We start from the raw sequence: 12,216 nt of genomic DNA, 5'->3' as shown, positions 1-12,216 counted from the left end.
AATACTGTATATAGATCGCTATCACGCAGCGTGTCAGTCAAAGGTTTATTGAGCGCTGATTCTCTATCAATACCGAGAATCTGGCAGGCACTACGATTTATCGAGCGAAGTATCCCTTGGGCATCAATGCTTAACACGCCCTCTTTGATGGTGCTCATCGTCACTTCTAATTCGCCGTACAACCGCCCTATCTCTTCAGGTTCAAAGCCTAAAATGGCGCGCTGAAACTTTCTCGACGCATAATTAGATACAATGGCATTAGCGACGACAACTACGATGACCATTAAAATCAAAAAGGCCAAAAATGGTTCGATGCGGTCTTGCAGTCGGTCGAGCAAATAGCCAACTGAAACCACACCAATAATGTTCCCTTGCTCGTCAAAAATCGCAGCTTTACCACGAACTGAATAACCTAACGAGCCCTGTGCCGTCGAAACATAAGACAACCCCTGTTCTAGCGCTCGACGATTGTCGCCACCTCTCATTGGCTTGCCCAACCGCTCATCAACAGGGTGGATTAAGCGTACTCCCTTATGGTCGCCAATAACGATGAATGCAGCACCTATGGCTTCGGTTAATTCTCTAAAGCGAAGTTGGTATGGCTGGGGGTTTTGGGTTTCGATCATTTCACGAACAACCGCTGAGTCCGCTAAAAAACGGGCAACACCCAGTGCTTTTTCTCCCATTTCTTGCTCTTGATTGATTTTGAGATAAGTGAACCCCGCGGCGACAAGCAATAACAGCTCTATCAACCCCGATAGCGTCATGATAATGAGCATCCGCTTACGAAAGCTGATGGTTTTCCAACTCATTGATACATCCTTGTGATTCACTCTTGAGCGTAACGTTAACACTCAGTTAACAGCATGACGTTGTCGCGGTGATAAATCTGTGAGGAAGGCAAACAAACCGCAGAGTTTACGGTTAATTAATCGACGAGCTGAAACATAAAATTACAACCATTCACCAAATTTAGCATTCCTCTCTGATACTCAATTCCATACATAAATTGCCCTTAAAATCATGATCGCGATCACATCGATTTTAGCGGTTTTTGAGGCGTTTTTAGACTTTACAACGTATAATTTTTAATCAACGAAACCAATGAGAGTTTCGGTTTGAAAGCAGTGAAGCTGGAAGTCTATTAAAAGCTCAACATTGATGTCAGTGGTTTGGACAAAAATAAAACAAAACACAAATACTGACTATATGACAAACACTTAGACACCATCTGAAAACTGGAAAACTATAAACAGAGGTGCATTTATAGTTAGAAGGAACACCAAACATGGAACGCGATACCTTTGGAATATGCCTGAATAAGGCGATGCTGTCAGAGAATATGTATTCAACATTTACACACGTCAGGGCTTATGAAAAAAACGGAGGCGGTACTTCTGATCTCAAAGTCCTGTTATCGTTCCCTCAAATGAGTGGAAAAGATCTATTGAATACGATGCGAGGTTCTCGTCAGCTCGAGTGGAGAGCGGAGTTTCACTGTCCATATACGAAATAAATTTGTAACATCTCCCGCGCCCAGCACAAATATAACTGGGCGCATACTACTGCCCAATTTTCCCTCCTACTTAACACGCAGTTACGAATCCTTTATATTAGAGCTAATACTCTACGACAAAGCAGCCATTATGAAAAAAACAGGAAAGTTTTGGATACTGGGCTTACTTAGCAGCTCGATTTCCCTTGCCTGTCATGCGGCACCGATCACTTTTGATACCGCATGGCAGCTATTGCTAGAAAACAACTATTCTCTTAAAGCTCAACGCTCAAACGTCGAGAACTACCAATACCAAGAGAGTGCCACCAGCAATCTCAACTTACCTCAAGTTACCATTGGCGCGAATTACACGCGTTTAGATACCGATATCACGCTTTCGGGAAAACAGATTCTAGACAGCACAGGAGCACACATTAACGTACCTCCTGCTTTTCAGCCTATTTTTGGTGCCTTAGCTAATACCACTTCGACCATAACCGAGCGCGATATTTTCTCTTCGTCTATTCGTGCCATTTGGCCAATTTTTACTGGTGGTAGAATTTCTGCGGCTCAATCAGCAGCAGAAGGCAAAACGGATGAGGCGAAAAGTCAGCTTTTAATGGAACAACAAGCGCGTTTTGAAGATTTATCGAAGTACTACTTTTCTGTCGTACTGGCAAAGGAAGTACTCGCAACGCGGCAAGCGGTTGAAGCTGGGCTAAAAAAGCATCGAGATTTTGCCATTAAGCTTGAAGAGCAAGGACAAATCGCGCACGTTGAGCGCCTGCAAGCCGAGGCTTCTTTAGATAAAGCATCTGTAGAAACACGTAAAGCAGCCAGCGATTTGAGTATCGCTCAGGCTGCATTAGGTAAATTACTCGCGCAAGATGATGCCGTAGAGCCCGCTGAATCTTTGTTTATCAACGACAGTCTTCCCCCTCTTACTGCTTTTGTCGATCAAACGTTGCTTACCTATCCGGGGTTAGAGCTTCTGAGCGCTAAACACAAACAAGCCTCTAGCTTAATCAAAGCAGAAAAAGGGAAATACTACCCTGAAGTTTATCTTTACGGCGACTACAGCTTGTATGAAGACGATTCTCTCGCAAGCCAAATGAAGCCTGACTGGTTAGTTGGTGTTGGTGTCAGCATTCCACTGATTGAATCATCAGGGCGAAGCGAAAAAGTCAAAGCCGCTCAAAGCGTCGTCTCGCAGGTCGACTCATTAAAGTCCCAAGCCAAACAAGACTTATCGCTGTTAGTCCAAAAGACATACTTGGAGGCTCAGCAAGCCATTGATGAAGTACAAGGGCTCGCATCTAGCATTGAACTCGCTAACGAAAACCTGCGCTTGCGTGAAAAAGCATTTACTCAGGGTCTGTCGTCTTCTCTGGATGTTGTGGATGCACAACTTTATGTCGCGAGTATAGAAACACAACGTTCAGCGGCGCGTTTCCGCTATTTAATATCTTTAACCAAGCTACTCGCATTGAGCAGTGAAATGAACAGCTTCGAACAATATCAAAATACCGCTTATATCCCTGCTTCAACATCCAAAGAGGTGAAATAAATCATGGCAGCTAAATCACTAAAACCCGTTTTACTCTCACTTTGTGCTTTGGGTGTTGCCTCTTGGGTTGGGTATCAATTTTACCAAGCCTATCAACCGGAACCGATCCGCTTACAGGGATTAATTGAAGCCCAGCAATACAGTATTTCCTCAAAAGTTCCAGGGCGTATTGATGAGGTCATGGTACGTAAAGGCGACGATGTAGAGAAAGGTCAGCTTATTTTTACCCTTCATAGTCCTGAAATTGAAGCGAAGTTAGAACAAGCAAAAGCAGGTGAAAAAGCGGCGGACGCCTTAGCTCAAGAAGCTGAGAAAGGCGCACGTGAGCAACAAATCCAAGCAGCAAAAGATCAGTGGATGAAAGCCAAAGCCGCTGCGAATTTAATGGAAAAAACCTACAATCGTGTGAATAACCTTTATAACGATGGCGTGGTTGCAGAACAAAAACGCGATGAAGCTTTAACGCAGTGGCAAGCAGCGAAATACACAGAAAGTGCCGCGTTTCAAATGTACGAAATGGCAAAAGAAGGCGCTAGAAGTGAAACCAAAGTGGCTGCGGCGGAAAAAGCGCGCATGGCATCAGGTGCCGTAGCCGAAGTAGAAGCGTACGCGAAAGATACTCAGATCTACAGCTGGTTTGACGGCGAAGTCTCTCAAGTTCTACTTCAAAGTGGTGAATTAGCACCTCAGGGCTTCCCGGTTGTTACTGTGATAGATACAGAAGATGCCTGGGCGACACTTAATGTGCGTGAAGATTACCTTCAACACTTTAAAAAAGGAGCAACCTTTGATGCCTATTTGCCTGCCTTAAACAAAAATGTTGAGTTCAAAGTAACACATGTTGCCGTTATGGGTGACTTTGCAACGTGGAGAGCAACCGATGCTTCTCAAGGTTTTGATCTTCGTACCTTTGAAGTAGAAGCTCGTCCAGCTCAACCCGAACCTGAACTGCGTATGGGAATGAGTGTTGTCGTTGAACTTTAATCACAACCACTAGGTTAATGCTATGACGATTAAGATTTCACAGCGGCATATCTTACGACGAGACAAGTGGTTGCTTTCGTGCCTTAGTTGGATACCGATTTTGCTCGCGATGATGATTTGGGGAGTGTTCTCTGCGGGCATTGCCCGGGATCTGCCAATCGGTGTGGTTGATCTACAACATTCCCAACTTTCTCGAAAGCTCATTCAATCTTTGGATGCGTCGTCGAGTCTGGCTGTTAACTATCACTACACCAGTGCAAGCGAAGCAAAAAATGCGATGATTGAAGGCGATATCTACGCTTACGCGGTCATCCCATCTAAGTTCGACCAAGATATTCTCCAGCACCGCCAACCTCAACTTTCTGTCTTTTACAACAGTCAGTACATTTTGGTAGCGAAACTGATCAACTCTGCCGTTGCGCAAGCACAAGGCTATTTCGACGCTCAGGTTGAAGTAATGGGAAACTTGGCTAAGGGTAACACCACAACGTTAGCAGCGGCTGGACAGGCTGTACCCGTGTCGACACAAATAACCGCATTATTTAACCGTAACAATAACTACGCACAATTTTTGGTAACGGCTATCGTGCCATCCATTTGGCAAATATGTATTGTAGTAAGCACTATTTTGATTCTTGCCGCGCACTTTCGCATTTATGGTGGAAAGAATGGCTTTGCATTTTTGGGCGAAAAGCCATACGCCAGGCTCACTACCCTATTAAGTCAGTACATTCCGGTCTTTATGGCGCAAGGTGCGTTGTTCTTGTACTGGTTTTATTCTGTGCTTGATTGGCCAATGGAAGGCAGTTTTGTGGTTATGCTACTAGCACAATTGGCGACGGTTATCGCCTGTATCATTATGGGAGCGTTGTTCTTCTTCTTGTCGATGGATCCTGCACGTGCGATGAGTTTTGCTGGCGCGTTTACGGCTCCAAGTTTCGCGTTCATGGGAATTACATTCCCAGTTTCTGACATGAACACGCTCGCTTATGCATGGCGTTCATTATTGCCGATTACCCATTACATTGAAGTACAAGTGAGTCAAGCAAGCTATGGAGCATCGGCCGCACAATCTTTAAGCTCGCTATGGCCTATGATTGGTTACGTTGTGCCCCTGCTCATTACCGCAGCCTTGATGGGTAAACATCGAACAGCTTCATCAACACGCCAAGCGAAGGAGGCGGTATGACATTGTGGCAACTGATTAAAGCGGAACTTAAGGCCGTTCTAACCAATCCAGTCGTTACGTTGACCGTGTTTGGTGGTGTCGTATTTTACTCGTTTTTATACCCTTTGCCTTATGCACAACAAACGCCTCGTGAACAACCAATCGCGATTGTTAATCTAGATGGTAGTCAGACGAGTTTAAAGCTGGAACGTATGGTTGATGCCACCCCACAAGTCAACGTAGTCACTCGACTTCATACGATTGCCGATGCAAAGCAAGCATTTTTACAACGAGAGATCACCGGTTTTTTAGTCATACCGGAACACTTTTACAAAGACCTAATGCTAGGTAAAAGCCCGACTCTAGCCTACGCTGCGGACGCCTCGTATTTTCTCGTGTACGGAACCGTGGTAGAAGGATTGGCCCAAGCGGGAGGCACATTAGGGGCCCAAGTGAAAGTCAGTAAAATGGTGATAGATGGTGTGCCCATGAGTATGGCTAGCCATAATTACTCTGCTATTAAGCTTAATATGAAACCGACGTTCAACCCAACCATGGGTTACATCGAATACGTAGTGCCGGCAGTATTTGTTCTGATTTTACAACAAACGTTGATCATGGCGGTTGGATTGCAAACGGGAACACAGCGTCATGGTCGTGGCTATTGGTCACAAGTATCAACGGGATCGCTGCTGCTTGTGAGAACGTTAGTATTTGTGGCAATTTATTATTTACTCGGCGCCTATTATTTTGGTTTTAGCTTCGAACGCTTAAACGTAAACCATATCGCCAACGCGGGCGAATTGCTCGCTATGTTGTTACCGTTCTTTTTAGGTTGTTGCGGACTAGGCTTCTGGCTAGGTTACTTATTACCTCGGCGTGAACTTGTCACCTTAGTCGTCCTAGTGAGCTCTATGCCGCTCATTTTCTTGGCTGGTTTTATTTGGCCGATTGAAGCCATACCTACTCCCTTATTATGGATTGCTGATTTAAGCCCAAGCACTTGGGCGATAAAAGCTTTCTTAGCGCTAAACCAAATGGGGGCAACCTGGCAACAAGTCGCTCCACATTGGACGGCGCTTTGGGCACTCACCGTGCTTTGGGGTAGCGTTGCGTACTGGATTGCTAAGCGAAGTAACAAGCCAGTTGTAACAGAGAGCTTGGGGTGACAGCTGACATTTTCTATTACTATAAAAAAAGCCGGGTAACTAAACCCGGCTGAAAATCTGCGTCCTTGCAGCGGACATATGGTAAAAACACTTTTTGCTCTGGGCTTACCCATTGAGCGAGATTAGATTAAGCCAAAAAGTATGGATTCCATACTCTCATATAGAGGGTCATATCCTTCCAATAGACATTAGTCTTCGCTAGAAAGATAACGTTTTTCAGACACAAAAAAACAAGACTCACATTGAGTCTTGTTGTTGATAGGGATGAGCAAGATACATGTCGCCGCTAAGTCATATCGCGGATTATTTTCTCTCGGTATTCTGTAACGACCTTCATGATTGAATTTTTTACATCACCGACTTGCTTAGAGGGTTGGCACCATAGGCCAAAACCAAACTTAAAACCTTCCAATAATTCAGAAGCTTCCACTGGCTCTATATGATTATTAGAAAACTCCGAATGGGCAAACGTTCTGGGGAGAATCGCCCATCCTAAACCTGCTTCAACCATTTTCACTACAAGGGCCAATTGGTCGACCTCTTCATGGTTCGAACTTACGATGACTTTTTCGCCCATTCCCTCTTCAATAAGAGACCGCAGTACAAATTGTTTACTATTCCTCAAGGCTGTCAATACTCGATCTGGTGCCACAGAAGCGAGTTCACCACCTTTCTGGACGAAAGGAACAAATTCAAAATGACCTAAAAACGTCGCATCCAAACTATGTATTGCTCGACTATCATGTACATTGACAATACCGAATTGATACTCACCATTCTGTAAACCCTCTTTAATTTCGTTGCGATTACGAACAAGAAAGTTAACTCGCATCATCGGAAAATCTGCTGCTAATTGAATACGAAGCAATACAAGAAAACGGTGTGGTATAGCGCTTGAATAGGCGATACTAACATTCTCTAACCCACCGTAAGCTAGACTTAATGCGACTTTATCGAAAGTACGTGCTTGTTCGATGGTTTGCTTAGCATAGTGGTAAAGAAGATGACCATCTTCTGTCGGTTCTACCGAGCGCCCCACTCGCTCAAACAGGTTGACCGCCAGTTGGTCTTCAAGATTGGTAATCACCTGCCCTATTGTGGTTCGGTGCTTATTGAGTTTGACCGCCGCCTTACTAAACGAAAGCTGTTCATAAACGGTTACGAACGCGAGAAGTTGTTCAAAACTAAAATTCATAGGTTGTGCTTACTTTTTAGAGTTATCTAATTAAATTACCACAAGATCGTAGAATTGCTACTTGGTAACGGAAACAATCTGCGTTTGAATTCCTTCTCGACGACACAAAAAAACCTACTAGCTTCAGTAGGTTTTCTCTAACTTAGTTGTACTCAACGACGCGAGCCAAATAGTTAAATTCACCCGAGTCACCATGATAATCGCGGTAAACATCCACACTAAAATACTTAGGTTGATCAGCTTGAATGTGGTCAACGATCTTCTGTTCTAATGACGCTAGCGTTTCACCCGTTTGCGAATACACAAACTGCTTGTTCACTTTTTCCAATTTGCGTTGCTTCGCTTCTTTGTGCGAAACATAGTTGTTGATCTCTTCCCACTTACCCACGTACTCGACTGCCACGTAACTCGAGTTCTCATCAATCATGATAAAGGCTGCACCTTCTTCTTTAATGGCAGACAGTTGCTGCATGTCACTGTCGACTTTTTGCTGATCAAGGTGAGCACCACTTTGTGCAAATACAGTCGCAGAAGCAGTGAGCATCATTAACGTTAGAACGGCTTTTTTCATTGTGTTTTTTTCCTGTGTTAAGGGAGTTCAGTCACCCAAAGTTGTCCTTGGGTGGCTTTTTTGAATCCATATTCGTAAATCGTTAGCAAGTAATGTTGGTCGAACATGTCTTTCGTCACTTTGGCGTATCCGAAGTCTTGGTCGATGTAAGTAAACTGCATCTCAATATCGTTGATTTCACTGATGTATTTCATTCGATACAGATCACCACGAGTTTGCGCTAACGTAAGGCTTGAGACGCTTTTTGAGACCAAATCCAAACCTTTGTCTTTTAGTGGTCGATACGGTGCTTTCAAAGCACCATTGCGAATCACATCCAGCTGAGGCGCTTTTTCTAACCCCAGAGTCTCTGAGATTTGTTGATAGTTGAAGTTAGATGGATTAAAGAACACCTGAGCTGCGAGACCACCATCTACGTGTAACTCTTCAAGTGTCTCCCCATCATGTTCAACATCGATAAATTGTGGAGGGAAAACACCAGGGATCGATGCACTTGCCGCAAGCACTTTGTAGATCAATTCTGATTTGTCCGCTAAGTCGCTGTTCGCAATCGCGCCGATGTTCCAAATTACTAATTCACCTGAATCAAAATGGGTACTGCCGATAAAGAGGCGTTTACCATTGCGATGTTGCTGTGCCATCGCCTCAATCATTGGCTCAGGGTAAGCATCTGCAATGAAGTCATAGAGGTTCTCGCCATCGGTAAACGCGTCCTTAAACAGTGTGTTTAAAAAGTTCTTTTTACCCAGAACGCTTTTATCGTTGATGTTGAGCATGACTTCTTTCATTTTTGGCATTGCATCACCACCGATGAAAACAAATGGCGCAATTAACGCACCTGCGCTAATGCCCGTAATGATGGCGTAGTCTTTCAGCTCACCCTTTTCCTGTAAGCCCATCAAAACGCCAGCACCGTACGCGCCGTTTACGCCACCACCCGATAAGGCCAAAATATTGAGCTGCTCACCTTCTACTTTGATTGGTGTGGTTTGATTGTGTGCCGAATAAAGGAAATCGGGAGCCTCATTGGCCCACATTCGAAGCGGTTCTTTCGGTGTTGAATTTGCGATTTCAACGTCTTTGTAGTTGCTTGGAGAAACGCGGACATCCAGCGTATGGGGTGAACTGCAAGCCGCTACCAACAGCGAGAGTGCTATCGTTACACCAGAGGAAATTAAACGATTCATAGTCAGTCTCATTTAATGTTCTCTGGCGTATGACCAGAGACTCAGTTTGAAGTTAATTGGGTCAAAATGAAGTCCGTTTCGTTGTGTGGAAGTACTATATCTAAGCGCATCAAAACGCTGTAATCGCAGATGTAGGACGCTATCCATCAATGCAATGACGCACAGATTTCATAACGTGGCGCTTAGCTTCTAGTCATCACTTTACGTATCCATCTGCGCCTTAGCACTAGGCGATTTTCACGACATTAAACTCATGCGTCGGCTCGACAAATTCGTATTGGCCGTTGATCGTCTGCAGTTCCCATGTACCATAGCCTTTGGTGATCTCTAATACGCCATAAACCGCATTGTGAGCATGACGAAATGCAGCGACAGGAGACATCTTCTTCACCAAACAAGAAGTGAAAATTGCAGAAATCAAATCCCCAACGCCCACGGGTTGCTGGTCAAAATCAATACTTGGGCGTTGAGCTAAATAACACGCTTTTGGTGTCGCTAAGATCATACTGAAGGCATCATCTGTTAGCGCATGCAGGTGTTTCACCAATACCATTTTTGGTCCCAGCTCTAGGGCTTTTTTGCATGCAGTGACCGCATCATAAAGGGAGTCAATTTTCACGCCCGTTAGCTCACTCAGTTCAAACTGGTTTGGAACAATCACATCAGCGATGGGCAACAAACTATGGCTGATTGCTTCTTTGACGCCGTCCTCTACAATGCAGCCTTTATCTGGATCACCCATCACTGGGTCGCACACGTAAAGCGCGCTGTGGTTACGCGATTTAACTAAACTGACGGCTTCAGCGACGGCGCGGCATTGCTCTGCGCTGCCTTGATAACCGGACAGTACCGCACCGCATTCACTGAGCTTTTCAATATTGTCCAAACCGCGCATTAATGAACGAATATCGTCAGAGCCGAATCGTTGTCCCGTCCAGCCTTGTTGGTATTGCGTATGATTTGAGAACTGAACCGTGTGGATTGGCCAGACTTCAAGCCCCATTCTCTGCATTGGGAAGACTGCAGAACTGTTTCCTGCATGGCCATAAACCACATGAGATTGAATAGAAATAATGCTTTTCATAAGTCACTCTTAATTGGGAAGTTTGTTAGCTTGGCGACTAAATAAACACAATGCCGCGCACTGTGCTTATTTGGTCGGAATAGCCTCGACAACGCCGAGGCCTATTCTTAATCAGGCTGGATTAATTAGCCTTGGAACTCAGCAAAGTACTCATCCAACACTTTGCGTGTTGCACGACCGATAAGCTCGTATTCGTGGTGAGTAAGGTTTGCTAACGAAACTCGAACTGATGCGTGCACTACATCGAAGCCTTTGCCTGGAAGTAGGATAACGCCGGTTTCATGTGCAAGGCGGAACAGGAAGTCTTTGCCCTTCTCGCTCGCTTTGAACCATTCAACGAAGGCTGGTCCGTACAATTTGCCACCCAAAGTGTCGAGCTCAAGCAGTGTGTAGTAGTCCACACGATCTTTGTTTTCTTCAATTTCTACACCCATGTTTTTGTACAGAGTTTTGTAACGCTCACGGATGATGCGTTTACATGCTTCTTTGTAGTTTTGTTCTGAGTCCATCAAGCAGTTCAATGAGAACAGTGCCATTTGAACTTGTTGAGGAAGAGACAAGCCTGCTGTGTGGTTAAGCGCTACGCTGCGGCTATCTGCTACGATACGGTCAATAAACTTAATCTCACGAGGTTCCGGAGTCAGCGTTTTGTAACGATCGTCCAACTCAAGTTGACGCGCTTCAGGAAGGCTGCGCATTGCATCGTCAAACACGTTGTTGTATTGAATCGCAATCGAGCCTAAACGCCAACCTGTTGCACCGAAGTACTTAGAGAACGAGTAAACACAAAGCGTGTTGTATGGCAGTTTCGCGAACAGTGAGACAAAGTCGTCCGCAAATGTGCCGTATACATCGTCAGTCACAATGAACAGGTCGCTACGTTCGTTGTTCACGAAGTTTGATAGGTTATCCAGAGTTTCATCCGAGAACTTCACAGACGCAGGGTTTGCTGGGTTCACGACACAAAGCAGTTTGATGTCTGTATCTGCAAGCTTTTCGATTTCAGACATCGGCAGTTGCCATGTTGTCTCATCCAAACGTAGCTCAACGATCTCCAGTTCGTATTCACTCAGTTCTGGAATCTCTAGGTACGGCGTAAAGATTGGAGTGATTAGCGCTACCTTGTCACCTTTCTTCAACAAACCGTTGTTGAACATAGTTTGGAAGGTGTACGTCATAGACGCCGTACCGCCTTCAGTTGCAAACAGATCGAAGTCTGTCGTCATTGGCATTGGACCGTACATCTCTTCTGCAATGTATTGCTTCACAACGGTTTCGATGTTCGTCAACATGCGTGGTGGCACTGGGTAGTTACATGCAAGGTATGCGTTAACCAGCTCATTCAAGAAAGCTTGTTTCTCTAGACCCAAACGGTCTTTTGCGTAGCTCAACGACTTTTCTAAGAACTGCACGCCTTGGTCTTTCTTATTGTCGTTTGCAAACGTGTCGAAGCGCTCAACAATGCCCACACCATCAGGAATGCCACCGAAGCCACCATCTAGGTATGAGTAAGTGCGCTCAGCTTCCAATACTGCAAATTCACCCAAACGAATAAACGCTTTACGAGGTAGTGTCGCTAGAAAGTTAGGGTTACCACGACCAGCATCTAATAAAGCGCGGTCAGGAACAGTTTGTGCCACTTCAATAAGTTTATCTTTTAATTCAAATGGGCTTAAATCTGCAAATTTTGAAAAATCAATTGTTGTGTTTTGCGTAGTCATAATATTTACCTGAATCTATTATTTAATGAAATTTGGATAATACTTCCCCTACCACCTATTTAATTAGGCGATAAG

11 protein-coding genes are annotated in these 12,216 nt (G+C 44.7%); 5 read left to right on the top strand and 6 right to left on the bottom strand.

The window, feature by feature from the left end; genetic code table 11:
* A partial coding sequence (locus CAG68_RS16650) for a PAS domain-containing protein (protein WP_161441388.1) occupies nt 1-812 on the bottom strand: 812 nt, incomplete at its 3' end.
* A 476-nt stretch (nt 813-1,288) separates the two neighbouring features.
* Between CAG68_RS16650 and CAG68_RS16645 the strand changes: the two genes are divergently transcribed.
* The 5 genes from CAG68_RS16645 to CAG68_RS16625 all read left to right on the top strand — a co-directional run bounded on the left by CAG68_RS16645 (nt 1,289) and on the right by CAG68_RS16625 (nt 6,383).
* On the top strand, nt 1,289-1,516 hold the full coding sequence (locus CAG68_RS16645) for a hypothetical protein (RefSeq protein WP_005377125.1): 228 nt from the start codon (nt 1,289-1,291) through the stop codon (nt 1,514-1,516).
* A gap of 130 nt (nt 1,517-1,646) precedes the next feature.
* Complete coding sequence (locus CAG68_RS16640; RefSeq protein WP_005387166.1) at nt 1,647-3,062, top strand: TolC family protein; 1,416 nt, start codon at nt 1,647-1,649, stop codon at nt 3,060-3,062.
* Nucleotides 3,063-3,065: 3 nt separating this feature from the next.
* A complete protein-coding gene (locus CAG68_RS16635; RefSeq protein WP_005377122.1) occupies nt 3,066-4,046 on the top strand; it encodes an HlyD family secretion protein in 981 nt (326 codons plus the stop codon).
* A 22-nt stretch (nt 4,047-4,068) separates the two neighbouring features.
* Nucleotides 4,069-5,235: an ABC transporter permease gene (locus CAG68_RS16630; protein ID WP_005387167.1), complete on the top strand. Its 1,167-nt coding sequence runs from the start codon at nt 4,069-4,071 to the stop codon at nt 5,233-5,235.
* Entirely contained in the window at nt 5,232-6,383 is a 1,152-nt protein-coding gene (locus CAG68_RS16625; RefSeq protein WP_047009844.1) for an ABC transporter permease, read from the top strand. The genes CAG68_RS16630 and CAG68_RS16625 overlap by 4 nt, the downstream gene beginning before the upstream one ends.
* A gap of 286 nt (nt 6,384-6,669) precedes the next feature.
* Here CAG68_RS16625 and CAG68_RS16620 read toward each other — a convergent pair whose 3' ends face one another.
* The 5 genes from CAG68_RS16620 to CAG68_RS16600 form a co-directional block, all read right to left on the bottom strand.
* Complete coding sequence (locus tag CAG68_RS16620) at nt 6,670-7,578, bottom strand: LysR family transcriptional regulator (RefSeq protein ID WP_017821360.1); 909 nt, start codon at nt 7,576-7,578, stop codon at nt 6,670-6,672.
* 142 nt (nt 7,579-7,720) lie between these two features.
* A complete protein-coding gene (locus CAG68_RS16615; RefSeq protein WP_053350322.1) occupies nt 7,721-8,149 on the bottom strand; it encodes a hypothetical protein in 429 nt (142 codons plus the stop codon).
* 17 nt (nt 8,150-8,166) lie between these two features.
* Nucleotides 8,167-9,336: a patatin-like phospholipase family protein gene (locus CAG68_RS16610; RefSeq protein WP_054728559.1), complete on the bottom strand. Its 1,170-nt coding sequence runs from the start codon at nt 9,334-9,336 to the stop codon at nt 8,167-8,169.
* 226 nt (nt 9,337-9,562) lie between these two features.
* Nucleotides 9,563-10,420, bottom strand: a complete 858-nt coding sequence (gene pdxY, locus CAG68_RS16605) for a pyridoxal kinase PdxY (protein WP_009704101.1) — start codon at nt 10,418-10,420, stop codon at nt 9,563-9,565.
* A gap of 125 nt (nt 10,421-10,545) precedes the next feature.
* On the bottom strand, nt 10,546-12,141 hold the full coding sequence (locus CAG68_RS16600; RefSeq protein ID WP_086046807.1) for a bifunctional aspartate transaminase/aspartate 4-decarboxylase: 1,596 nt from the start codon (nt 12,139-12,141) through the stop codon (nt 10,546-10,548).
* Between the last annotated feature and the right edge of the window lie 75 nt (nt 12,142-12,216).

Source organism: Vibrio sp. V42_P2S4T144, from assembly GCF_009904715.1.
Taxonomy (GTDB): Bacteria; Pseudomonadota; Gammaproteobacteria; order Enterobacterales; family Vibrionaceae; genus Vibrio; species Vibrio alginolyticus.
Note: the sequence above shows the minus strand (reverse complement) of the source record. Positions and strands in the feature narration are given on the sequence as shown.